The sequence below is a fragment of the Amycolatopsis deserti genome (genome assembly GCF_014653945.1).
GTDB classification, from domain to species: domain Bacteria; phylum Actinomycetota; class Actinomycetes; order Mycobacteriales; family Pseudonocardiaceae; genus Amycolatopsis_E; species Amycolatopsis_E deserti.
Window position 1 is genome coordinate 465,316 of sequence record NZ_BNAU01000007.1, and the last position, 23,749, is coordinate 489,064.

The following is a 23,749-nucleotide window of genomic DNA, read 5'->3' on the forward strand; positions in this document are numbered from 1 at the left end:
AGGGACAACGTCCGTGAAAAAGGTCCTGTTGGCCGTCACCGGCCTGGCGCTCGCCACAGCGCTCGCCGGATGTGGCGGGGGTGAGTCCGGTGACAGTGGAACCATCGGCATCCTGATGCCCAGCACCACCAACGCCCGCTGGCAGATCGAGGCCGACCAGATGACCGCGACCTTCAAAGAACGCGGTTACGACACCTCGGTCCAGTACGCCAACGACGACGCGCCCACCCAGGTGTCCCAACTGGAGGACATGGTCACCAAGGGCGTCAAAGCGCTCGTGGTGGTGGCGGTGGACGGCAAAGCTCTCGGCGGCCCGCTCGCCGACGCCAAGGCGAGCAACATCCCGGTGGTCGCCTACACCCGGCTCCTGCAGCAGACCGACGCCGTCGACTTCTACACGACGTTCGACTACAAGAAGTACGGCGCGCTGAGCGGCACCGCCATCCTCCAGGGCCTGGGCATCCAGGACGCGGACGGCAAGGACACCGGGAAGACGGGCCCGTTCAACATCGAGATCGTCAACGGCAGCCCGATCGACTCGGTGGCGCACGACATGTGGGAGGGCTACCGGTCGACCCTCCAGCCCTACCTCGACCGCGGGACACTGCGCGTCCTGTCCGGCCAGGACACCTTCGACCAGTCCGCGACGCTGAACTGGAACCCCGAGACGGCCCAGAAGCGCATGGAGAACATCATCACCAAGACCTACTCCGGCGGTGCGAAGCTCGACGCGGTCTGGGTTCCCTACGACGGTCTGACCCGCGGCGTCATCTCGGCTCTCACCAGCTCCGGCTTCAGCCCCGGCACCGACCGCTGGCCTCTGCTGACCGGTGGCGACGCCGAAGTGGACTCGGTCAAGGCGATCCTCGCGGGTCAGCAGTACTCGACCGTGTACCTGGACTACAAGACACTGGCCAAGGGCACGGCTGAGCTCGTCGCCGACCAGCTCGACGGAAAGGGCTTCCCGGCGGGCGACACCGAGTACGACAACGGGACCACGAAGGTCCGGACCAAGCTCTTCGACCTGAGCCTGGTGCGCGACGACGACGTGAAGCCGGTCCTGGTCGACCGGGGCTTCTACACCGCCGACCAGGTCGGTCTCAAGTAGATCACCCATCCGGTTGTGGGCCGTCGGCGAAGTGTCCGGCGGCCCACAACCGTGTGCGCGTTCCCGGGGTTCACACGAGGTGGCGCGGCAACAGGTCCTGCGCGGCCGCGAGGGTGCTGCTCTCGAACGGGGTCGCCGGCCGGGAGCACACGCCGTGCGCGGCCCGGATCCGGTGCTCGACTTCGGCGACTCCGCAGCCCGGGACCTCGTCCGCGACCGAGCCGACGGTGTCCGGGTCGAACGGCAGGTCGAGCGCGGCGTAGACGTCGGTCAGCACACGCCGGAGGGGCTCGGCGTCGTCGATGACGATCAGCGCGCTGAACAGCCACCCGTTGCGCACGACGCGCTGCGCCGTGCCGACGAGCTTCACGACCGAGCGGGCGTTGACGCTGTGCTCTCCCGCGCAGTACTCACCGGGGACGGCACCGACCCGTGCGTCGACACCCAGCTCGCGGAGCGCGGCTGCGTAGAGGTCACCGAAGCGGGCGAACCTGTCGTTGAGCCCTGCCGCGGCAGGCGTCTGATGCCGGACGTGGTCGATGACGAGCGCGTTGCCGGTGTAGGCCACCGCGCGCCCGCCGACGCCGCGGACGCACGTCTCGAACCCTGCCGCGACGGCCGACTCGACGGCGGCCGGGAACCCCGGCCGGTGCGTGTCCCGGCGGCCGAACACCACTGCCGGGCCGGCGGGACGGTAGACGCGCAGCGTCTCCGGGATTTCCTCGTCAGCGGCTTGGCGCAGCAATGCGGAAGTGACAGCGAGCTCCGCGACCTCCGAAGCACCGGCCCTGCCGGCGTGCAACCGCATACGACCTGCCTACCAGATGGGCAGCCGCACCGGCTCATCCATGGGCGTGCAGGGGCTTCCCGGACAGCGCGAGAGCCGCTTCGCCGAGCGCCTCGTTCTGCGTGGGATGGGCGTGGATGAAGCGGGCGACGTCGTCGGGGAGGGCTTCCCAGTTGACCATCAGCGCCGCCTCGCCGACCTGCTCGCCCATGCGGGCCCCGATCATGTGGACCCCGACGATGGGGCCGTCCGGCTCGCGAACCAGCTTCACGAAACCGGTGGTGCCCAGGATCTGGCTCTTGCCGTTGCCGCCCAGGTGGTACTCGTAGGTGCCGACATCGCCGAACCGCTCGCGCGCCTGGGACTCGGTGAGGCCGACCGACGCGATCTCGGGGTCGCAGTAGGTGACGCGCGGGATGCTGCTGTCCTCGACCGGCGGCGGGTTCAGTCCGGCGATCTGCTCGGCGACGAAGATGCCGTGAGCGAAGCCGCGATGAGCCAGCTGGAGGCCGGCGACCAGGTCGCCGACCGCGTACACGTGCGGCACCGAGGTGCGCAGCCGCTCGTCGGTCGCGACCCAGCCACGGTCGAGCCGGATTCCGTTCTCCGCGAACCCCAGTCCCGCGGACGCGGGGCCGCGACCGACCGCGACGAGCACGAGGTCGGCCGGGATCGTGTCGCCGTTGTCCAGACTCACCAGCACGCCGTCGCGGGTCTGCTCGACGGCGTTGAACCGGGTGCCGGTGCGGAACCGGATGCCGCGCTTGCGGAACGCGCGCTCCAGCTGTTTGCCGATGGCCGGGTCCTCCAGCGGGACCAGCGATGGAAGTGCCTCGACGATCGTGACCTCGGCGCCGAAGGACTTCCACACGGACGCGAACTCCACGCCGATGACGCTGCCGCCGATGATGACGACGCTGGCGGGCACCTCGGTGAGCCGCAGCGCGTCGTCGCTGGTGATCACGCGGCCGCCGGTCTCCAGGCCGGGCAGGGTGCGGGCGGTGGAGCCGGTCGCGAGGACGAGGTCGGTGGCGGTGTAGCGCTCCCCCTCGACGTCCACGGTCGTCGGGCCGGCCAGCTTCCCCTCGCCGGAGACCAGGGTGATCCCGCCCGCCTTCACGAGTCCCTGGAGGCCCTGGTGGAGGCGGTCGACGACCCCGTTCTGATAGGCGTTGACGCCGGCCATGTCGATGCCCTCGAACGTGGTCCGGACGCCGTGTGCGGAGCCGGCCCGCGCGGCGTCGGCGAGCTCGGCCGCGTGCAACAGCGCCTTGGTCGGCACGCAGCCGCGGTGCAGGCAGGTGCCGCCGAGCCGGTCGCGCTCGATGAGCGCGACCGACTTTCCGAGCTGGGCGGCGCGCAGGGCGGTCGCGTAGCCACCGCTGCCGCCGCCGAGGACGACGACGTCGAAGTCGTGGGTCATGATCTCTCCTGGCCGGTATTGGTCGTGGGTCGCGGCCGTGGTCAGACGACCAGGCTCAGCGGGTTCTCGATCGCGGTGACGAGGGCGTCCATCCACTGCGCCGCGAGTGCGCCGTCGATCGCGCGGTGGTCGACCGACATCACGAGCTGGACCGCGGTGCGGACCGTCACCTCGTCCCCCACCACGACCGGCGTGGGGCGGCCGGCCCCGACGGCGAGGATCGCCGATTGGGGCGGGTTGATGATGGCCGAGAACTCGTCGACCCCGTACATGCCGAGGTTCGAGATGGTGATCGAACCGCCCTCGAGGTCCTCCTGCTGGAGGCGGCCGGCGTCGGCCCGCTCGACGTGGGTCTTCACCTGGGCAGAGATCGCCGAGAGCGAGGATTTCTCGACGCCGCGCAGCACCGGGGTCACCAGACCCCGCCCGGAGGCGATGGCCACCGAGATGTCGACGCTGTCGAAGCGGCGCAGGGCGTCGTCGGTCCAGATGACGTTCGCGTCCGGCACCCGCGTGTGTGCCACGGCGATGGCCCGGATGAGGAAGTCGTTGACCGAGATCTTCGCGGGCGAGGTGGCGTTGATCCGGCCACGCAGCTCGAGCAGTTCGTCGAGAACCGCGGTGCGCTTGACGTAGAAGTGCGGGATTTCCTGCTTGCTCTGCGTGAGCCGTCGCGCGATCGCGCGCCGCAGTCGCGTGTGCTCGACGTCGGTCCAGCCGGTCACCGCCTCGGTGGCCGGCGCGACCGGTGCCGGCGATTCGTCGCGGCCCCCGCTCGTCGCCGGTGCGGCGGCGACGAGGGCCTCGACGTCCCGGCGCCGGATGCGGCCGTGGGGACCGCTCCCGGTCAGGCCGTCGGGGCTGAGCCCGGCCTCCCGCAGCAGCTTGCGGGCGATGGGGGTGATGAAGACCCGCGACTGCTCGGTCGTGCCGATCGGCCGGACAGCGGGCGGCTCGGTACTGGGAACGCGGGAGGGGCCCGGCCCGTTCACGCCCAGCTCGGCGAGCAGGGCGTCGAGGTCCGCGGTGAGCTCGTCGGCGCTGCCGAGCAGGGCCATGGGCGCTCCGACGTCGACGGTCGAGCCGGGCTCCACGAGAGCGCGCAGCAGTGTGGCGCCCTTCTCTGCCTCCATCTCGACGACCGCCTTCTCGGTCTCGATGACGGCGATCGCCTCGCCCGCCTTGAACTCGTCCCCCACGTCGACGAGCCACTCGCCGACGACGACCTCGGTCGCTCCGGCAGCCACCTCCGGCACCGGCAACAGCTCAGCCATGGAATCGTCCTCGTCTCTCAGTCGGTAGCGGTTGGGGCGGGGTCACTCGGCGGCGATGCGCCGCAGGGCGGTGACGACCTCGTCGGTCTTCGCGATGGCGGCGCGCTCGAGCACCTTGCTGATGCTCGGTGACGCCTCGGCGCCGGTGACCCGCTCGACGGGGGCGTCCAGCCAGTCGAAGAGGCGGCGCTGGATCTCGTCGGCCAGCCAGCCGCCGTAGGAGGTGCCGATCGCGCCCTGCTCGACGAGGAGGACCCGGTTGGTCTTCCGCACGCTCTCCTCGATCGTCGCCCAGTCGAGGGAGGCGCGGTCCAGCCAGCGCAGGTCGATGAGGTCGGCGGAGAGCTCGGGGACCTGGTCGAGCGCCTCCAGGCAGTGGCCGACCATGGACAGGTAGGAGATGACCGTGAGGTCGGAGCCCTCCCGGCGCACGGCCGCCTTGCCGACGGGCAGGTGGTAGTCGAGGTCCTCGACCGGGCCGACGCCGGTTGAGGTGTAGAGGTCGACGTGCTCGAGCACGACCACCGGGTCCTCGCAGGCGAGCGCGGTGTTCATCAACCCGACGTAGTCGTAGGGCGTGGACGGGGCGACCACTCGCAGCCCGGGCGCGGTGGTCAGGATGCCGGCGGGGTCCATCGAGTGCTGGGAGCCGTAGCCGGTCCCGGCGGCGAGTTTGCTGCGCAGCACGAACGGGACAGCGCTTTCCCCGCCGAACATGTGGCGGGCCTTGGCGATCTGGTTGAACAACTGGTCCGCGGCGACCCACATGAAGTCGGCGTACATGAACTCCACGACCGGGTGGAACCTGCCGTCGAGCGCCATCCCGCCGCCGAGCCCGGCGAACGCGTTCTCGCTGATCGGTGTGCCGAGGACCCGGTCGGGGAAGAGCTCGAGGGCACGCTTCGTCGCGCCGTTGGTGCCGCCCTTGAGACCGTCGACGTCCTCACCCATCACGACGATGCGGCTGTCGGTCTCCATCCGCCGTCCCATCACGTCGCTGACGACGTCGATGAACCGCCGCTCGCCGAGCTCACCGGTGAACTCGTCCTGGTCCTCGAACCGGAGCCCGTCGAGCTCGGAGAGGTCACCGCGGACGCCGACGTCGACGAAGCCGGTGTCGGGCCACAGGTCGGCCCGGATGCGGCGCTGTCCCGGTTTGCCCCCGGCGACCGGCTCCAGCAGTCCGTCACCGATGCCGGACATGACGGCGTCGGCCTCGGCTTTCGCCGCGTCGATCGCCTCGGCGGTGAGCAGGCCGCGCTCGACGACGGCCGCGCGCAGCTGGTCGATGGCGTCGCGCTCCCGCCACGCCTTTTCCTCGGCCTTGGAGCGATAGCCGAAGGCGGAACCGGGGAAGGCGCCGTTCTGGTGGTAGTACCGGTAGAGATCGGCCTCGATGATCGTCGGGCCGTGGCCGGCGCGCATGTGGCCGACCGCCTCGGTCATCGCGGTGTGCACGGCGAGCGCGTCCATGCCGTCGACGCGCCAGCTCGGGATGCCGAAGCCCGGGCCGCGCGCGGAAAGCCGGGTCTCCGCGGTGGCCTTGGCGACCGGCGTCGAGACGGCGTACTGGTTGTTCTCGATGAAGAAGCAGACCGGCAGCTTCCAGGCGGCCGCGAGGTTGAAGGTCTCCAGGACGGAGCCGATGTTGACCGCCCCGTCGCCGAAGTAGGTGACCGAGACGGCGTCCGTTCCGGCGTGCTTCATGTTCCAGGCGAAGCCGGCGGCCTGCGGGACGCCGCCACCGACGATGGCGTTGGTGCCCATCGCGCCGGCCTCGCGCCACTGCAGGTGCATGGACCCGCCGCGCCCGCGGCAGAAGCCGTCGGCGAGGCCGCAGATCTCGGCGAGCGTGCGGCGGAACACCTCGTGCACCTCGGGCGTGATCTCCGGAAGGGCACCGGGCTTCGGCTGGAGGACGTGGCCGACCGCCTTGGCGAGGAACTGGTGGTGGCCGCGGTGGGATCCGTTGACGAAGTCGTCCGAGCGCAGCGGGAGGATCGAGCCGACGGCGCCGCCCTCCTGACCCACGCTGGAGTGGGCCGGGCCGTGGATGAGGCCCTGGCCGGCGAGTTCGAGCACGTACTCCTCGAACGAGCGGATCCACTGGGCGCGCCCGAGCAGCTGCAGAAGCACATCCGGATCGGCCTCCGACCAGTCCCGCGCGCCGGTGGTGAGCTCCACCCAGGGTGCGCCGGGGACCAGGTCCGTGTGCGTCGTCATCGCGCTTCTCCCAAAACTGTCAATGGATCCATTTAGAGGTTACCGCTGGCGTTCATCCGCTGATTTCTCTACCGTAGGCGGTCGAATGTATCCATTGCAAGCGGGAGATGACATGACTGCCACGCGGATCCCCGGCGTCCGGCGGGTCGATCACTTCGGTGTCACCGTCCCCGACCTCGCCCAGGCGCACGCCTTCTTCACCGAGGTCCTCGGGTGCGAGTACCTGTACCGGCTGGGGCCGTACCAGCACGACGACGACTGGATGAGCGTGCACCTGGGCGTGGACGACCGGGCGGTGATGCGGCGGCTGCACTTCTACCGGCTCGGCGGCCAGGCGATCTTCGAGGTGTTCCAGTACGAGGCACCCGATCAGCGGAGCGAGCCGCCCCGCAACAGCGACGTCGGGGGCCACCACGTCGCGATCTACGTCGAGGACCTCGACGCCGCCGTGGCGGCCCTGCACGCCAACGGGTTGACGGTGATGGGTGAGCCGACCGCGAGCAGGAACGCGAGCGAGGGACAGCGCTGGGTGTACTTCCTCAGCCCGTGGGGGATGCAGTTCGAGCTAGTCTCCTACCCCGGCGGCAAGGCCTTCGATCACGACCCTGCCGCGTTCGACTGACCGGAAGGAGTGTCCGTGACCGCGACAGGTGCCTCGCCGGTTGCGAGTCAGCGCATCGCCGAGGTCCTGCGCGAGCGCATTCTCGCCGGGCGGCTGCCTCCGGGGACCCGGATCAAGCAGGACGAGCTGGCCGACGAGTTCTCCGCCAGCCGGATTCCGGTGCGCGAGGCGCTGCGCATCCTGGAGTCGCGTGGCCTGGTCGAGATTCGCGCCAACTCGGGCGCGTGGGTCACCCAGATGGACCTGCACAACCTGACGATCACCTACCAGATCCGGGAACGGATCGAGCCCCTGCTCCTGACGGACAGCATGGCCCGGCTCGGTCCGGCCGTGGTCGCGCGGTTGCGCGAGATCCAGGAGGAGATCGAGGCGAACGACGACCTCGAACGGTTCATGGCGCTCGACCGCGAACTCCACTGGGCGACCTACGCCGGGAACCGCACTCCCTACCTGGCGAGCATGGTGGAGCGGCTGTGGGACACGACTCAGCACTACCGGCGCGAGTTCGCGCGCCGGATGGGCGATCGCGGCACCTGGGCGGTCAACACCGAGCACCGGCTGCTGATCGAGGCGATCGCGAGCGGCGACACCGCCAGCGCTTCGAACGTGCTCGCGCTGCACATCCAGCGCACGCGGGTGGAGCTGGCGCGCAGCCCCGAATTCCTCGCGTCGATCGCGCACGAAACCGGCCCGGCGGAGTCCTGATGCCGGGCCGGTCGTGCGGTCAGGCGGTGAAGCGAGCGCTCCACCCGGCGTTGACGTCGATCGTCGAGCCGCTGATGTAGCGCGACTGGTCCGAGGACAGGAAGAGAACCGCGTTGGACACCTCTTCGCTGTCCAGGCGGCCGGCTGGGATGGTGTGCACAGCCCAGTTCACGTACGCGGTGACGTCGTCCTCGGTCGCGTCCGGGTTGTCCGGGAAGAACAGGGGCGGCAGCGTGCCGTTGTCGATCATCTCCGTGCTGATGTAGCCGGGGCAGACGGCGTTCACGCGCACGAAGTGCGGGCCGAGGTCGGCGGCGGCCGCCTTGACGAGCCCGATGACACCCCACTTCGACGCGATGTAGGCCGGGTTGTTCGCCGTGCCCACCTTGCCGACGCTGGAGGAGATCCCGACGATGGAGCCACCGCGTTGCTCGATCATCTGCGGGGAGGCGGCGCGGATGGTGTTGAAGACGCCGGTGAGGTTGACGTCGATGGTGTCCTGCCACTGTTGCGCCGCCATGGCCTGGACCGGGGTGTAGGAGTCGATACCGGCGTTGGCGACCGCGATGTCGAGACGTCCCCACCGCTCGACGATCTCGCCGACGGCCCGCTGCATCTCCGGCAGCGACCGGACGTCGGCCTCGATCGCGAGGCATTCGCCGCCCGCGGCGTTGACCAGCTTCTCGGTCTCCGCGATGTCGCCCGGACGGTTGATCGCGTAGGCGGTGTGGTCGAAGGATCCGGTGAAGTCGCAGAAGGCGACCTTCGCGCCGGCGCGGGCGAAGGCGATCGCGTGTGAGCGGCCCTGTCCCCGGCCACCGCCGGTGACGAACGCGACCTTGCCGTCGAGGTTGTAGGTCATCGGTTCTCCTCGGTGTCTGCCCGTGCGGCGGCGATCCCGGCCCGCACGATCGGGCGGGCCGTGCTGATGGCGCGCGTGAGCGCTTCGTCGATCGGGAGGGCGCGGTGCTCGCGCGAGATGATCTCCACCCCCCAGCCGCCGGTCCAGCCGGCGCGGGTGAGCGTCTCGACCAGCCCGACGAGGTCGAAAACCCCTTCGCCGCACAGCCGGCGGTGGTGGATGGTGTCCTCGAACAGGCTCCCCCGCACCGTGGCGTCGGCGTCGTCCAGCTCGGCGCCGAACAGGATGTCGGGCGTCAGCGCGGCTTCGAGCTCGGCGAGCGTGGTGCCGGCCCGGAACACGTGCCAGCTGTCCACGATCACGCCGCAGCCCGGATGCCCGACCGCGTGCGCCAGCTCGGCCGCGGCGGGAACGCTGCCGATCAGCGAGAACGGCATGCCTTCGATGGCGATGCGGGTGCCGCGATCGACCGCCTGCGCGGACAGCTCGCGCAACGGCCGCACGAACGGCGTCAGGTCCTCGGCCGGATCGCCGTACGTGGTGGCGACCTTGATGTGGTTGGCGCCGAGCTCTTCGGCGGCGTCGAGGAGCAGCTGCCGGGTCTCGTCGGAGCGTGCCCGGCGGGCATCCGTGGTCCACCAGTCGGTCAGCAGCTCGACTTCGGTCTGCGCGATGCCCGCGTCGGCGATCAGCTCGCGCAGCGCGGGGAACCCGATGGTGTCCCGCACTTCGCGCAGGTCGTCCTGGGCGATGCCGATGCCGTCCCAGCCGGCCGCGGCGACCGCCCGGACCCGCTCTTCGATCGGCAGCGGGCTGCGCTCGTCGGCGTCCATGGGCGCGACGTTCCCCGCGCTCGTCCAGCAGGTGGCGATCATCGCCGGCGGTGGACCCGATGTGTGTTCGGTCGTGGTCACCAGTCCACCGCCACGTACTTGCTTTCGGTGAACTCGAGCATGCCCTCGTGCCCGCCCTCGCGCCCGAGGCCGGACTGCTTGGTGCCACCGAAGGGAGCCGCGGGGTCGGAGACCACCGGACGGTTGAGCCCGACCATGCCGGAGTCGAGGCGCTCGGCGACCCGCATCCCGGTACGCAGGTCGCCGGTGTACACATAGGACACGAGACCGAACTCCGTGCGGTTGGCGAGGGCCACGGCCTCGTCGAGGTCGTCGTAGGTGACCACGGGTGCGACCGGACCGAAGATCTCCTGGGACAGGATGTGGGCGTCCTGCGGCACTCCGCCGAGCACGGTCGGCGCGTAGTAGTAGCCGATCCGGTCCGGTGCGAACCCGCCGGCCGCCGGGACCGCTCCGGCGTCGAGCGCCGACTGGACCAGCTCGGCGACCTTGTCCCGGGTTTTCGCGTTGACCAGCGGACCGATCTTGGTGCTCTCGACGAGCCCGGGGCCGACCTCGAGCGGCTCGACCGCGGCCGCGAACCTCCTGGTGAACTCCTCGGCGATGGCGGAGTGGACGATGAACCGGTTCGCGGCGGTGCAGGCCGAGCCACCGTTGCGCAGCTTGGCGACCAGCGCGCCGGCGACGGCTTCGTCGAGGTCGGCGTCGGGCAGCACCAGGAACGGCGCGTTGCCGCCGAGCTCCATGGACGCGGACACCACCGTCCGCGACGCGTGGCCGAGCAGGACGCGGCCCACCTCGGTGGAGCCGGTGAAGGAGACCTTGCGGACCAGGTCGTGATCGAGCAGCGTCGAGCTCAGGTCGTCGGAGCGCGTCGAGGGCACGATGTTGACGACACCGTCGGGGACGCCGGCCTCCGCGAGGATGGCGACGATCGCGAGCGCGGTCAGCGGCGTCTCGGACGCGGGCTTCAGGATGACCGAGCAGCCCGCGGCCAGGGCCGGGCCGATCTTGCGGGTCGCCATGGCCGCCGGGAAGTTCCACGGCGTGATCAGCAGCGACACCCCGATCGGCTGGCGCAGCACGACGATCTTGTTGGTGCCGGCCGGGGCGTGCTCGATCGCGCCGGAGAGGCGGACGGCCTCCTCGGAGTACCAGCGGAAGAACTCGGCCGCGTAGGCGACCTCGGCCCGGGCGTCGGGGAGCGACTTGCCGTTCTCCAGCACGATCAGGCGGGCCAGCGCCTCGGCGCGGGCGGTCATCAGGTCGAAGGCCCGCCGGAGCACGTCGCTGCGGAACCGCGGGCTGCTCGCCGTCCAGCCGCCCATCGCCTCCTGCGCGACGTCCACCGCGGCGACGGCGTCGGCGACGGTGCCGTTCGCCACCTCGGCGATGACGTTCTCCGTCGCGGGATCCCTCACTTCGATGACACCGTCGCCATCGGCCGGCTTGCCACCGATGACGGGTCCCAGCGGGACTGGTCCGAGCGCTTTGATGATGTCGTCGAGATCGTTCACGGGTAGTCCTCTTCTGTGGTCAGTACGGGTTGGTGACGACGAGATCCTGCGCGGGGAACAGGGTCAGGACACGTGGACCGTCTTCGGTAACGACGATCTCCTCCTCGATCCGGGCGGCGGAGAAGCCGTCGGCCGCCGGGCAGTAGGTCTCGAGCGCGAAGACCATGCCCACCTGGAGTTCCACCGGCTCCTTCATCGAGTTGAGGCGCGAGATGATGGGCCGCTCGTGGAGCCCGAGGCCGAGGCCGTGGGCGAACTGCAGGCCGAACGCCTCCATCTCGCTGCCGAAGCCGAAGTCCTCGGCGGCGGGCAGCAGGGCGGCGACCTCGTCGGTGCCGACGCCGGCCTTGATGCCCTCGATGCCCCGGTCCATCCACTCCCGGGCCTTCTTGTACGCGTCGCGCTGGGCCGGGGTGGAGCTGCCGACCGCGAAGGTGCGGTAGTAGCAGGTCCGGTAGCCGTTGTAGGAGTGGATGATGTCGAAGAACGCCTGGTCGCCGGGCCGGATGAGCCGGTCGGTGAAGTTGTGCGGGTGTGGGTTGCACCGTTCCCCGGAGATCGCGTTGACGGCCTCGACCTGGTCGGAACCCATCTCGTAGAGCCGCTTGTTCGCGTGGGCGACGATCTGGTTCTCCCGCACGCCGGGCTTGAGCATCTCGACGATGTCCTGGTAGACCCCGTCGACCATCGCGGCCGCCTGGTTGAGGAGCATGATCTCGTCGGCCGACTTGATGCAGCGGGCGTCCAGCATCAGCTGCTGGGCGTCGACCACGCGCAGGCCCTGCCGCTCCATCTCGAACAGCAACGGCGGCTCGACGATGTCCACACCCACCGGCATGTCGGCGACCCCGGCCTCGGTCAGCATCGACTTGATCTCGGCGACCGCCTCGGCCATCAGGCCGACCGAGGGTGCGACGGCGCCGCGGAAGCCGAGGAACCCGGCGCGGTAGTTCTCCTCGGGGACCCACCGGGAGTACTTCTTGTGGTGCTTGACCGCCGACCCGAAGTCCCAGAGCACCGGGTCCTCGTCGCGGGCCAGCAAGGCGTAGCGGATCATCTTGTCGCCCAGCGCGCCGCCGATCCAGGTCTGCGTGGTGTACCGGATGTTGTAGAAGTCGAAGAGCAGGAACGCGCCGCACTCGCTGCTCTCCAGCGCGGCTTTCGCGCGGTCCAGGCGGTAGCGGCGGAGGCGGTCGAAGTCGACGCGCTCCTCGTAGTCGACGCCCATGTGCCCGGGGGCGGGCAGGGGCTGGGGTGCTCGCGTGGTCACTGGAGATCCTTCAGACGGCGGGGTTGTGGATGTGGACCTTGACGTTGGTGCGGTCCTTGGCGGCCTCGAGCGCGGCCAGGGAGTCGGTGAGCGCGAACCGCTTCGACACCAGCGCGGAGATGTCCACGGGAAGGCGTTCGACGAAGCGGATGGTGGCGTCCCAGGAGGTGCCGAAGGAGCCCACGCAGCCGCGGATGCGCAGTTCCCTGCCCATGATCAGCCCGAGTTCGGCCTGGGCGATCCCGCCCACGTTGATGCCGACGTAGTTGAGCTGTGCGTGGTAGGCGGCCATGGTCAGCGCGCTCGCCTGCGCCGCCGTGTTGCCGGAACACTCCACGACACCGGTGGCGCCCCGGCCGCCGGTCAGCTCGAGCACCTGCTCGGTGGGATCGCCGGCCAGCGGGTCGACGAGGTGCTCGGCGCCGAGCTTTACCGCCAGCTCGCGGCGGCCGGCGTCGGGTTCGACGACGATGGTCCTGGCGCCCTTCGCGGCCGCCGACGCCGTGGCCAGCAGGCCGATCGGGCCGGCGCCCAGGACCGCCACGACGTCACCGCCGTCGAACTCGCGGGTCGCGCCGTAGGCGACGATGAACGGTTCGATCAGCGCGGCGACCGTGTCGTCGATCGTGTCCGGGATGCGGTGCAGCCAGGCGGCCGGCGCGGTGAAGTACTCCGCGAGCGCGCCGTCGTGGGTGAACCCGAAGTGCTCGTCGGCCGCCACCGAGCACTCGCCGACGACGCGGTCACCGACGGCGAAGGTCGTCACCGCCGAGCCGATCTCGACCACGCGCCCGTGCCACTCGTGGCCCGGAACGAGCGGGAACTCCAGCGGCAGCACGTAGTTGCCCGCGAGCAGGTCGAAGTCGGAGTGGCAGATGCCGACGGTGACCATCCGCACCAGCACCTCCGACGGGCCCGGCGCGGGTCGTTCGCGTTCGAGGACCTCGGCGACGCCGGGGGCGGTGTAGACGAGCGCCTTCATGGCTTCTCCCTGCGGAGGTATTCCGCCAGGCCCGACTCGTCCAGGTCCGCATAGCCGGCGTCGACGGCCTCCTGCAGCAGCCGCCGGTTCGTTTCGGCCTGCGGCATCGGCGCACCGGCACGATCCGCGACCTCGAGCGCGAGCCGGAGATCCTTCTCGGCCAGGGCCAGCCGGAAGGCCACCGGCGTCTCGTCGGGACGTTCGTACGCGGCTTGCCGGTACTGGACGAACGGGGCCGCGACGGCGCTGTTGAGGAAGACCCGATACGCCTGCTCCCGCGGGATGCCGGACTTCTCGGCGAGCACGAGCGCCTCGGAGACGGCACCGTTGAGACTGTGCACGATGGAGTTGACCGCGAGCTTCATGACGGCGCCGCGGCTGCTCTGTCCCATGTAGACGATGAGGCTGCCCAGGCCGGCCAGGATCGGTCGCGCCCGGTCGACGATGTCCTCATCACCGGCGGCCATGATCGTGAGCGAGGCCGCGGTCGCGGCGGCGGTGCTGCCGGAGACGGGAGCATCCACGAAGTGGGCGCCGGCTTCGGCCACCTCGTCCCGCAACGCGAGCACCGTCCGGGGTGAGACCGTGCTCATGTCGATCGCGATCGCGTCGGCCCGGATGCCCGCGAGGATGCCGTCCGGGCCGCGGTGGGCGTCGAGGAGGGCGGCGTCGTCGGCGAGCATGGTGATGACGAAGTCCGCGCCGGCGGCAGCGGCACGGGGGGTTTCCGCGGCGATCGCGTTGTTCTCGCGGGCGAAGTCGGCGGCCTTGGACGCGGTCCGGTTCCACACGCGCAGCTGGTGCCCGGCCTTCGCCAGGTTGGCCGCCATCGGCAGCCCCATCCGGCCGAGGCCGAGGAACGCGACGGTGCTCATGCTCCGGCCACCATTCGGGTCTCGCGAGTCGTGGCCGCGTGCGGGTCGATGAGGGTCTTGATCCGGGTGCTGCGGCGCTCCACCAGCGGCTGCAAACCCTCCGGGACGAGCTCGTCGAGTGACAGCGCGATCGGTGCGATGTCGGTCCACGGGTCGAGCCGGGACGCGAGCAGCTCCAGCGCGGTCGGCATGTCGGTGGCGAAGACGTGCGCGTTGGTGCCGATGACCTCGTGCTCGATCAGGCTCAGGGTCCGCACGTCCCACTCGACCGGCCTGCCCTGCAGGCCCACCATGACCAGACGACCGCCGCGGGGCAGGATCGACAACGCGGTCCGCAGCCCGGCCGGGGTCCCGGACACCTCGTAGACCACCGTCGGGTCGAGGCCGGCGTCGCTGACGGCGGCGCGCGCCTCGTCCGGGTCACCGGTGCGCAGTACGTGCGGCGCCCCCAGGGCATCGGCGATCTTCAGCCGCTGCTCGTCGATGTCGATCACCATGAGGTTGCCGGTGACCGAGTTCGCCGCGAAGGTCAGGAAGGCGCCGATGCCGCCGGCTCCGACGATCACCGCGTCGTCCGCGCCGGTCAGACGCCCGCGGCGCATCGCGTGCACGGCGATCGACATGGGCTGGGCCAGGGCGGCCGCGTCCGGGGTGAGGCCGTAGGGAGCGACCTGGAGGCAGTTCGCCGCCGGGGTGGACACGTACTCGGCCAGCGCGCCGTCGCGCTGCAGCCCGACCGTGGAGTACCGCTCGCAGAGGTTGGTGCGGGCGCGCCGGCACTGGACGCACTCACCACAGGCGATGCCGGCGCCGGACACGACGAGGTCGCCGACCGCGAAGCCGGAGACGTCCGAGCCCACTTCACGGACGACACCGGAGAACTCGTGCCCCGGGATCATCGGGCCGACGTGGCGGGAGACCGGGTGCTGCTGGTGGATGGGGAACATGTGCGGCCCGCTGTGGTACTCGTGGGCGTCGGTTCCGCAGATGCCGACCGCGCTCACCTCCAGCACCAGGTCCCCGGGTCCGCAGGTCGGTTCGGGGACGTCCTCGATGCGGATGTCGTCCCGGTCGTGGAAGACGGCGGCTCTCATGTGGATACTCCTGCAATCGTTTGCACGCTCGAGCGGGTCGAGTCGTGCCAGTGGTGGCGGCTGGTGCGGCGGTCAGCGGTGCGGAGCGGCAGTGGTCACTGGGCGACGAAGCCCCCGTCGACGTACATCTCCGCGCCGGTGACGAACCGGGACTCCTCGCCGGCGAGGTAGACCGCGGCGTGGGCGATGTCGTCGGGCTCGCCGGGAGCGCCCATCGGGGTGGCGGCGACGAACGCCTCGGTCGCCCAGGCGGGCTGCTCGGCGACCATCGGGGTCGCGATGATGCCGGGGTGGATGGAGTTGACCCGGACACCGCGGGCGGCGAAGGTGACGGCGGCGTTCTTCGTCAGCGTGCGGACGCCGCCCTTGGCGGCCTGGTAGGCCGGTGCCACGTCGTGCCCGACCACGCCGGAGATGGACGAGATGTTGATGACCGAACCGCATCCCGCCTCGAGCATCCGCGGGATGACGGTGCGCATGCCGAGGAAACAGCTGGTGAGGTTGAGGTCGACGACGTGGCGGAAGGTCTCCACCGAGGTCTTTTCGAGGGGATCGAAGCTGATCACCGCGCCGGCGTTGTTGACCAGGACGTCGATCGGCTGACGCGTCCACGCCTCCGCGACGGCGCTCTCCCAGGCGTCGGCGTCGGTGACGTCCATCCGCGTGAACCGGGCCCCGAAGGCATCAGCGGCGCGCTGTCCCTCCGGTTCGCGGATGTCGGCGATCGTCACCACCGCGCCTTCGGCGATGAAGCGTTCGGCGATGGCCCGGCCGATGCCGCGTGCGCCACCGGTGACCAGTGCGTGCTTTCCGTTGAGGCGGGGCATCGGTTCCTCCGGGTTCTGGAGCGGGAAGGCGGTCACGTGAAGTCGAGACCGCCGTTGACGTTGATGCACTGGCCGGTGACGTAGGAGCCGGACTTCGAGGCCAGCCACATGATGGCGCCGGCCATGTCCGACCCGTAGCCGTAGCGGCCGAGCGGAATGGTGTCGAGCTCGATCTGCTTCATCTCGTCGAAGGTGATGCCGCGTTCCTTCGCGTCGGACTCGACGAACGCCCAGTGCATCTCGGTGGCCGCGAGGCCGGGGCAGAGCGCGTTGACGTTGATGCCGTGCTTCGCGAGCTCCACTGCCAGCGACATGGTGAGGGTGTGCACCGCGTTCTTGCTGGCGCCGTAGGCGGCGGAACCCGGATGGCCGACCTTGCCGAAGAAGGAACCGGTGTTCACGATGCTGCCGCCCCGCCCCTGGGCGATCATCTGCCGTCCGGCGTGCTTGCAGCCGTGGAAGATTCCCTTGTAGTTGACGGCGAGCAGCTTGTCGACGTCGCTCATGCGGGTGTCCACGACGTCGGCCGGGGTGACGTGGATCCCGGCGTTGTTGGCCATGATGTCGAGCCGGCCGAACTCGGCGACGGCGTCGGCGACCACGGCCTCGACCTGTTCCTCGATCGACACGTCGACGACCCGGGAGGCGATCTTGACGTCCGGGTGCTCCTTCGCGATGCGCTCGGCGGTGGCGTGCACCTCCTCCCGCACGTCGGCGAGGAGGACGTGCACGCCCTCCGACGCCAGGGTCTCGGCGATACCCTCCCCGATCCCCCGCGACGAGCCGGTGACGATCGCGGTCTTGCCTGCGACGCTTCGGAAATCGCTCACTGCAGTTGTCCTCGCACTCTCGTTCTCATGGGGTTGGACGTGCTCGTTCGCTCGACAGTCGCGCGAACCAGCGCTTGGTGGCGTCGGAATCCTTGAACAGCTCCACGGCGAGGACGACCAGGACGAGGACGCCGATCGCGAAGTTCGCGACGTAGACGGCGCTGCCCTGGATGCTCAGCCCGCTGACGATGAACCGGAGGGTGAGCGTGCCGGCCGCGATGCCCAGGACGGTGCCGCGGCCACCGCGAAGGCTCACCCCGCCGATGAGTGCGGCGGTCACCCCGGGGAGCAGCAGATCGGCGAACTCGGTCGGCGAGGCCGAGCCGGACTTGAGGCTGAGCATGGCGCCGACGAGCGCGCCCATCGCACCGGACGTGCCGAACGCGATCACCAGGGGCCGCCACAGCGGGATTCCGGCGGCGAGTGCCTCGACCCGCCCGCCGCCGACCGCGCCGATCTCCTTGCCCCACCTCGTGTAGGCGAGGAAGAGACCGGTCAGGAGCAGCACGACGATCGTCAGGATGCTGAAGGGCGAGAAGATGTACAGCTGTTTCGACACCAGGTCGGCGATGTCCAGATCGGGCACGATGATCGTCTTCGAATCGGACAGCAGGTAGGCGACGCCGCGGAACGCGACGAGCGTTCCGATGGTGAAGACCAAGGAGTTGATCTTCAGCCAGAAGATGGCGATGCCTTGCGCCACACCGAGGACGACCCCGACGGCCAGTGCGGACAGGACGGCGACGAAGATGCCGTGCTCGGCCTGCTTGACGGCGACGACGCCGCCGAGTACGGCGACCGACGCGATCGACAGGTCCAGCTCGCCCGCCATGACCGTCAGGCCGACACCGAGTGCGATGAGACCGAGGAAGGCGAAGCCCTCCATGACCGTGAACATGTTGCCGGTCGAGGTGAACACCGGGAGGGTGATCGCGAAGTAGGCGAACAGGACGACTGCGATGCCGAGACGGACGGCGAGGTCACTGTCGATCTTCTTGCGGATGGTCATGCCGACCGCCTCCGGGCGAGTGCGTAGGTGCTGACGGCGATGGCGACGGCGACGCCTTCGACGGTGATGCGAACGCCGAAGCTGTACCCGCGGAGCGCCAGCAGGTTGGACACCATGGCGATGAAGATCGCGCCGAGACAGGTCTGCCACATCGACCCGCGTCCGCCCTGCACCAGCGTCCCGCCGACCAGCACCGCCGCGATCACCTCGGTGTTGAAGTCGGGGAACTGGTTGACGATCCCGCGGCTGGTCTGCGCGGCCGCGAACACACCCGCGAGCCCGGCGGCGACCCCGGAGATCGTGAACGCGGTCAGCGACGCGAGCTTGACGTTGAGGCCACTGGCCTTCGCGGCGTGCCGGTTGGCGCCGACGAGCGTCATCTGGCGTCCGGTCCGGGTCCGGATGAGCACGACCGAGAAGACGACGGTGAGCAGGATCAGCGCCCAGGTCTGCACGGGGACGCCGAGCGGACGGCCGGTGCCGATGAACAGGGCCGTGTTGTCCTGGATGTTGACCTGCTTCTGGTCGGTCATCACCGACGCCAGACCGAACAGGGCGGCGCCGGCGCCGAGTGTGGTGATGATGGGGTTCGCTCCCGCGGCCACCACCAGGCCCTGCGCGATGCCGACGACCGCGCCGAGGAGCAGGGCGCACACCACGCTGAGGAGCCAGCCGATGCCGGTGTTCATCAGCATCGCGAAGCTGACCGCGCTGAACGCCGCGGTCTGCTCGACCGACATCGAGAAGTAGTTGCCGGACATGGTGATGAAGGTCATCCCGAGCGCGGCGATGCCGACGACCGACGCCGCCCGGACGATGTTGAGGACGTTCTCGGCGGTGAGGAAGGCGGGAGTCGCCAGCGCACCGGCAGCGAGGACAGCGACCGCGAGGGTGACGATGACGGCGACCGGCAGGTTGCGCCTGTTCGGCACCCACCTCGGCGCTTTCGGGCCACCGGTTCCGGTGGATCGCACCCTGGCCGGGCCGGGGGTCGCCGGTGCCGGCTCGGTGTCCGGTTCGGCCAGATCGCCGTGGGGAACGGTCATGACGCGACCTCCTCGCGCGCACCCTCGGGGTGCGTGATGTCGGCAGTGAGCTGGGCGTAGTCGACGTCCTCGGCGTCGCGGAAGGCGACCAGGCGCCCGCGATACAGCGAGCCGACGCGATCGGCCAGGCCGAGCACCTCCTGGGCGTCGGACGAGGCGCAGAGGATGGCCAGCCCCTCGTCGGCGAGCTTGCGCAGGTGCCGGTAGATCTCGGCGCGGGCGCCGACGTCCACCCCTCGGGTCGGCTCGTCGATGAGCAGGACCCGGGGCTCGATCCCGAGCCACTTGCCCAGCACGATCTTCTGCTGGTTGCCGCCGCTGAGCGTCGACGCGAGCGCTTTCAGGCGCTTGGTGTCGAAGCTGAACGCCTGCGCGATCTCGGTGCCCATCCGGCGCTCGCGCGCACGGTTGAGCCATCCGCCCGGCGTGACCTTGGCGAGTGAGGCCGAGGTCAGGTTCTCCGAGACGGGACGGATGCCGAACATCCCGTCGCGCTTGCGGTCGCCGGAGCAGTAGGCGATGCCCGCGCGGATGGCGGCGTGCTGGTTGCTGGACTTCACGGGCGCGCCGGCCAGCGTCACGCTCCCGCTGTCGCTGTGCCGCGCGCCCGCGATCGCCTCGAGGAGCGGAGTGGCGCCGCTGCCCACCTGGCCGGCGAGACCGACGATCTCCCCCGCGCGGACCTCCAGACTGATCGGCTCGGCCAGGCCCGCCGCGGCGATCCGCGACACGGACAGGACGGTCGCGCCGAACGTGCGTCCGGCGACCCGGTCGGGGAACATGTTCTCCAGCCGGCGCCCGAGCATCTTCGTGATCAGGCCGTCGACGTCGAGTTCGGCCGTCTCGAGCGGCGGGCTGCTCTCGCCGTTGCGGAACACCGTGACCCGGTTCGCCAGCTCGAAGATCTCGCCGAGCCGGTGGGTCACGTAGATGACCGACCTGCCTTCGGCGGCCACACTTCGCACGACGGCCTTGACCCGCTCGATCTCGGTGTCGGACAACGCCGCCGTGGGCTCGTCGAGGATGAGGATGCGGGCGTCGCGGGCGATCATGCGAGCCACCTCGACGAGTTGCTGCTCGGCGACCGAAAGCGTGCCCGCCGGGGTCCGCGGGTCGACGTAGTCGAGGCCGACCGTCCGCAGGTGCTCCTTCGCGCGGGCGGCGAGCCGTCGTCCGCTCCAGTTCTGGCCGCTGTCCGCGTTGCCGAGGAACACGTTCTCGGCGACCGTCATCGTGGGCACGACGCTGAGTTCCTGCTGGACGACCGCGACGCCGACCTCCGCGGACCGGCGCGACGAGTGGATGTCGACCCGCCGGCCGTCGATGCGGATCTCGCCGCTGTCCGGGCGGTGGATGCCGGACAGCATCTTCACCAGGGTGCTCTTGCCGGCGCCGTTCTCACCGGCCAGCGCCATCACCTCGCCGGCGCGGAGCTCGAAGTTCACGCCTTTCAGCGCGTGCACCGCGCCGAAACTCTTGGCGATGTCTGCCATCCGCAGATAGGGCTCTGTGGACACCGGATTCCTCGCATCTCGTGGGGAACGTGGGGTGGCGGTCAGTACGTGCACAGGTCGGTCATCTTGTGACCCCACAGGCTGGTGGACTGCACCTCGGCGGAGTGCACCATCGGGTTCGGGATGAAGTTGAACCGCGAGACCGAGTCGACCGCCGGAGCCTGGTCCGGGGACGCGCCCGGACGGTTCTCGCCATCCTTGACCTGGCCGGTCTTCAGGTAGGCGTGCACCACGTCGATCGTGTACTGGCCCTCCAGCCTGGCGGCCTGGAGACCGGTGCCGAACTGCTTGCCCGCCTGGAGGTTGGTGAAGTCGCCGTGGCAGTTGCCGCCGATGACCGCGACGTCCTTGCCGGGCTGGTAGCCGGCCTCCTCGAGTGCCTGGATGGCGCCGTCGGCGAGGGCGTCGTTCTGGGCGTAGACGATGTCGATGCCCTTCGCCTTGTTCGCCGCGATCAGTTGTGCGCCGACCTTGTAGCCCGTCGTCTGGTCGAAGCCAGCCGGAGCTTCGGCGATGACCTGGATGCCGGATCCGCCGATGCCCTTGCCGAAGCCGTCCATGCGGTCCTGGGTGGCGCCGTAGCCCGCGGGAAAGGTGATCGCGATGGCGTTGCCGCCGGCGGAGTGCAGCGGAGCGCCGCCCTCCTTGAGCTGGTCGCGGGCCTGCACGGCCAGCCGCCCCGACACGTCGCCGTTCTCGAAGTCGTCCACACCGGCGTAAGCCACGATGTATTCGAGACCGCGGTCGTCGGGGTTCTGGTTGGTCTGGAAGGTCGGGACCCCGCTGTCGTGCAGCTTCTTCAGTGAGGCGAGACCCGCGGCGTTGTCGACCGGCCACCACACGTAGGCGTCCGGCTTGCGCCCGCTGCCCAGTTCCTGCTGCACCTGCGTGTCCTGCTCGGGCTGGCTGAACTGGTTCTCGAGGATCTTGATGTCGAGGCCCAGCTTTTCGGCCTCCGCCCGGGCGCCTCGCTGCCACTCGGCGAGGTAGTTGTCCGAGCCCGGGGGCATGAAGACGACAACGCTGCGTGCGCCGTCGCCGCTGCCGGCGGCGCCCATGTCCCCGCAGGCGGCGAGCGTCGCGCCGGTCAATGCCAGGGCGACGGTGATCCCAAGGGTGCGGCGGTTCTTGTTCACGTGCTTCTCCTGTGCCTCGCGCCGGGTCTGCAATCGTTTGCAAACCCGGTCGGAAAAGAGCCCTGGTGCCCGGCTCGACATGCGTTGTCCGATCGACGTCCGACATGGTTCCCGCCCGGGCGGCCCGATGGCCCCGAGCGACTTCTGCAATCGATAGCAGTGGACGGTAGATGGCAACTGTCGCCAGTGTCAAGGGTCACAAGTGATCGACTGGGCCGGGGAGTGCTATCGATTGCTGCGCTACCCCTGGGGTGCCACTGGACGGGGAGAACACTCGTCGCCCCGGCGCATACCGCATCGGGTTCAGCGCTGCTATCGTTTGCGGAGATGACGACGGGCGGGGGCAGCAATGAGAGCGCGTGAAGCGGGTCCGACGCTGAAGGACGTCGCGGCGCTGGCCGGTGTGCATCCGACGACCGCGTCGCGAGCTCTGGACCCGGCGAAAAGTCATCTGGTCAGCGAGGAGACGCGGCATCGGATCCTCCGGATCTCCGCTGAGCTCGGCTATCAGGTGAACGCGATGGCGCGGAGTCTTCGCACGGGTTCGAGCGGCCTGATCGGGATGGTGGTGGCGGATGTGTCCAACCCGTTCCTGCCGCCGATCCTGCGGGCCATCGAGCAGGTGATCCGCCACGAAGGCCTGATGCTTCTCATCGCCGAGACCCACGACGACGCCCGTACGATGCAGGAGATCCTCGGGCACTTCGCGCGCCGCCGGGTCGACGCGATCATCCTCACCGCGGCTCATCAGGGCGACCTGGAGCTCGTTCGAGCGGCGGCCGCGAGCACTCCGGTCGTCCTCGCGGTGCGGAGTGTCGACGGAGGCAACTTCCCGACGGTGACGCACGATGACCGCCTGGGCGGGCGGCTCGCGGCCCAGCACCTCGTCGAGCTCGGCCACCAGGACGTGGCCCAGTTGCGCGGGCCAGAGGATGTCTCGTCGTTCAGCGGCCGGTCGGCGGGGTTCCACTCCGTGCTGTCCGAAACGACTGCGCGCGAGGTCGGTTCCGGTCTCGTCGCCGCGAGCCCGACGGTCGAGGAGGGACGCCGGCTGACGGCGGAGTTGCTGGCGGCGGGCGGCCAGCGGCCAACGGCCATCTTCGCCCACAACGACCAGATGGCGGTCGGCGCCATGGACGCGCTGCGGGAGGCCGGCCTGAGCTGCCCTCGCGACATCTCCATCGTCGGGTACAACGACGCGCCGCTGGCGGACCACATCGATCCCCCGCTGACCACGATCAGACTGCCCGCATCAGAACTGGGCCGCCGAGTCGCGCGCCTGGCGTTGGAGCAGCTGTCCGAGGACCCACCCGAGGCCTCGATGGTCCGGCTACCCCCAGAACTGATCATCCGCCGCTCAACAGCCCCATTCACGCCCTGACGAGGGGGCTCGCCCCCTGCCGGGCACCTGGGAGTCCGACCCCAAAGCAAATGCGAAAGAAGCCCCCGACCCGCGCTTCCCGACGAACACAGGGGCCCCGGGCCCCAGCGCCGCCAGGCGCGAAGGGCCACCCCGCACCCAACGCAAGATCACCACACCACCGGCACCGCACGGGGGTGCAGGGGGCTCGCCCCCTGCCGGGGGCCTGGGGGTTCGACCCCCAGAGCAATGCGAAAGAGGCCCCCGATCCGCGCTTTCCGCGGATACAGGGGCCCCTGCCTCTGTAGCGGGGACAGGATTTGAACCTGCGACCTCTGGGTTATGAGCCCAGCGAGCTACCGAGCTGCTCCACCCCGCGTTGTGAGAACCAGTTTACGCCTTGGTTGCCGGGCCGTGCACGCCGGGTGCCG

At 70.0% G+C, this 23,749-nt stretch carries 21 protein-coding genes and 1 tRNA gene; 4 read left to right on the forward strand and 18 right to left on the reverse strand.

Features of this window, described 5'->3' with window-relative positions; genetic code table 11:
- Window positions 1-13: 13 nt before the first annotated feature.
- The gene (locus tag IE290_RS28965) at window positions 14-1,108 is read left to right on the forward strand and encodes a substrate-binding domain-containing protein (protein ID WP_191247840.1); all 1,095 of its coding nucleotides are present in this window, start codon (window positions 14-16) and stop codon (window positions 1,106-1,108) included.
- 70 nt (window positions 1,109-1,178) lie between these two features.
- Here IE290_RS28965 and IE290_RS28970 read toward each other — a convergent pair whose 3' ends face one another.
- From IE290_RS28970 to IE290_RS28985, 4 genes are read right to left on the reverse strand one after another with little or no spacing between them, the layout of a single operon-like run.
- Window positions 1,179-1,916 (reverse strand): lipoate--protein ligase family protein, encoded by a 738-nt coding sequence (locus IE290_RS28970; RefSeq protein WP_191247841.1) that lies wholly within the window; start codon window positions 1,914-1,916, stop codon window positions 1,179-1,181.
- Window positions 1,917-1,950: 34 nt separating this feature from the next.
- Window positions 1,951-3,318: a dihydrolipoyl dehydrogenase gene (gene lpdA, locus IE290_RS28975; protein WP_191247842.1), complete on the reverse strand. Its 1,368-nt coding sequence runs from the start codon at window positions 3,316-3,318 to the stop codon at window positions 1,951-1,953.
- Window positions 3,319-3,359: 41 nt separating this feature from the next.
- Window positions 3,360-4,592 (reverse strand): dihydrolipoamide acetyltransferase family protein, encoded by a 1,233-nt coding sequence (locus tag IE290_RS28980; RefSeq protein WP_191247843.1) that lies wholly within the window; start codon window positions 4,590-4,592, stop codon window positions 3,360-3,362.
- A gap of 42 nt (window positions 4,593-4,634) precedes the next feature.
- Window positions 4,635-6,815: an alpha-ketoacid dehydrogenase subunit alpha/beta gene (locus IE290_RS28985; RefSeq protein ID WP_191247844.1), complete on the reverse strand. Its 2,181-nt coding sequence runs from the start codon at window positions 6,813-6,815 to the stop codon at window positions 4,635-4,637.
- A 112-nt stretch (window positions 6,816-6,927) separates the two neighbouring features.
- Here IE290_RS28985 and IE290_RS28990 point away from each other — a divergent pair, with 112 nt between their 5' ends.
- Together IE290_RS28990 and IE290_RS28995 are read left to right on the forward strand one after the other, a co-directional pair.
- Window positions 6,928-7,437 carry a VOC family protein gene (locus IE290_RS28990; protein WP_191247845.1) on the forward strand — a complete coding sequence of 170 codons (510 nt, stop codon included), beginning with the start codon at window positions 6,928-6,930 and terminating at the stop codon, window positions 7,435-7,437.
- A 15-nt stretch (window positions 7,438-7,452) separates the two neighbouring features.
- Window positions 7,453-8,142 (forward strand): GntR family transcriptional regulator, encoded by a 690-nt coding sequence (locus IE290_RS28995; protein WP_191247846.1) that lies wholly within the window; start codon window positions 7,453-7,455, stop codon window positions 8,140-8,142.
- 19 nt (window positions 8,143-8,161) lie between these two features.
- Here the strand turns inward: IE290_RS28995 and IE290_RS29000 are convergent, their stop codons facing one another.
- The 13 genes from IE290_RS29000 to IE290_RS29060 all read right to left on the reverse strand — a co-directional run bounded on the left by IE290_RS29000 (window position 8,162) and on the right by IE290_RS29060 (window position 21,958).
- Window positions 8,162-9,004 carry a mycofactocin-coupled SDR family oxidoreductase gene (locus IE290_RS29000; protein WP_191247847.1) on the reverse strand — a complete coding sequence of 281 codons (843 nt, stop codon included), beginning with the start codon at window positions 9,002-9,004 and terminating at the stop codon, window positions 8,162-8,164.
- Window positions 9,001-9,918: a sugar phosphate isomerase/epimerase family protein gene (locus IE290_RS29005; RefSeq protein WP_229874764.1), complete on the reverse strand. Its 918-nt coding sequence runs from the start codon at window positions 9,916-9,918 to the stop codon at window positions 9,001-9,003. Before IE290_RS29005 ends, IE290_RS29000 begins: the two co-directional genes overlap by 4 nt.
- The gene (locus IE290_RS29010; protein WP_229874765.1) at window positions 9,915-11,375 is read right to left on the reverse strand and encodes an NAD-dependent succinate-semialdehyde dehydrogenase; all 1,461 of its coding nucleotides are present in this window, start codon (window positions 11,373-11,375) and stop codon (window positions 9,915-9,917) included. The genes IE290_RS29005 and IE290_RS29010 overlap by 4 nt, the downstream gene beginning before the upstream one ends.
- 19 nt (window positions 11,376-11,394) lie before the next feature.
- On the reverse strand, window positions 11,395-12,645 hold the full coding sequence (locus tag IE290_RS29015; protein WP_229874766.1) for a M24 family metallopeptidase: 1,251 nt from the start codon (window positions 12,643-12,645) through the stop codon (window positions 11,395-11,397).
- A 10-nt stretch (window positions 12,646-12,655) separates the two neighbouring features.
- Window positions 12,656-13,627, reverse strand: a complete 972-nt coding sequence (locus tag IE290_RS29020) for a zinc-dependent alcohol dehydrogenase (RefSeq protein ID WP_191247848.1) — start codon at window positions 13,625-13,627, stop codon at window positions 12,656-12,658.
- Complete coding sequence (locus IE290_RS29025; RefSeq protein ID WP_191247849.1) at window positions 13,624-14,502, reverse strand: NAD(P)-dependent oxidoreductase; 879 nt, start codon at window positions 14,500-14,502, stop codon at window positions 13,624-13,626. The genes IE290_RS29020 and IE290_RS29025 overlap by 4 nt, the downstream gene beginning before the upstream one ends.
- Window positions 14,499-15,596 carry a zinc-dependent alcohol dehydrogenase gene (locus IE290_RS29030; RefSeq protein ID WP_191247850.1) on the reverse strand — a complete coding sequence of 366 codons (1,098 nt, stop codon included), beginning with the start codon at window positions 15,594-15,596 and terminating at the stop codon, window positions 14,499-14,501. The genes IE290_RS29025 and IE290_RS29030 overlap by 4 nt, the downstream gene beginning before the upstream one ends.
- Before the next feature lie 95 nt (window positions 15,597-15,691).
- Complete coding sequence (locus tag IE290_RS29035; RefSeq protein WP_191247851.1) at window positions 15,692-16,423, reverse strand: SDR family NAD(P)-dependent oxidoreductase; 732 nt, start codon at window positions 16,421-16,423, stop codon at window positions 15,692-15,694.
- 32 nt (window positions 16,424-16,455) lie between these two features.
- Window positions 16,456-17,253 carry an SDR family NAD(P)-dependent oxidoreductase gene (locus IE290_RS29040; protein WP_191247852.1) on the reverse strand — a complete coding sequence of 266 codons (798 nt, stop codon included), beginning with the start codon at window positions 17,251-17,253 and terminating at the stop codon, window positions 16,456-16,458.
- Window positions 17,254-17,278: 25 nt separating this feature from the next.
- The gene (locus IE290_RS29045) at window positions 17,279-18,262 is read right to left on the reverse strand and encodes an ABC transporter permease (protein ID WP_191247853.1); all 984 of its coding nucleotides are present in this window, start codon (window positions 18,260-18,262) and stop codon (window positions 17,279-17,281) included.
- On the reverse strand, window positions 18,259-19,308 hold the full coding sequence (locus tag IE290_RS29050; protein WP_191247854.1) for an ABC transporter permease: 1,050 nt from the start codon (window positions 19,306-19,308) through the stop codon (window positions 18,259-18,261). Before IE290_RS29050 ends, IE290_RS29045 begins: the two co-directional genes overlap by 4 nt.
- A complete protein-coding gene (locus tag IE290_RS29055) occupies window positions 19,305-20,801 on the reverse strand; it encodes a sugar ABC transporter ATP-binding protein (protein ID WP_191247855.1) in 1,497 nt (498 codons plus the stop codon). The genes IE290_RS29050 and IE290_RS29055 overlap by 4 nt, the downstream gene beginning before the upstream one ends.
- Before the next feature lie 62 nt (window positions 20,802-20,863).
- The gene (locus IE290_RS29060; protein WP_191247856.1) at window positions 20,864-21,958 is read right to left on the reverse strand and encodes a sugar ABC transporter substrate-binding protein; all 1,095 of its coding nucleotides are present in this window, start codon (window positions 21,956-21,958) and stop codon (window positions 20,864-20,866) included.
- Window positions 21,959-22,307: 349 nt separating this feature from the next.
- On the opposite strand from IE290_RS29060, the gene IE290_RS29065 reads away from it, so the two are divergent.
- Entirely contained in the window at window positions 22,308-23,339 is a 1,032-nt protein-coding gene (locus tag IE290_RS29065; protein ID WP_191247857.1) for a LacI family DNA-binding transcriptional regulator, read from the forward strand.
- 284 nt (window positions 23,340-23,623) lie between these two features.
- Here IE290_RS29065 and IE290_RS29070 read toward each other — a convergent pair.
- Window positions 23,624-23,697 (reverse strand) — tRNA-Met (locus tag IE290_RS29070).
- Between the last annotated feature and the right edge of the window lie 52 nt (window positions 23,698-23,749).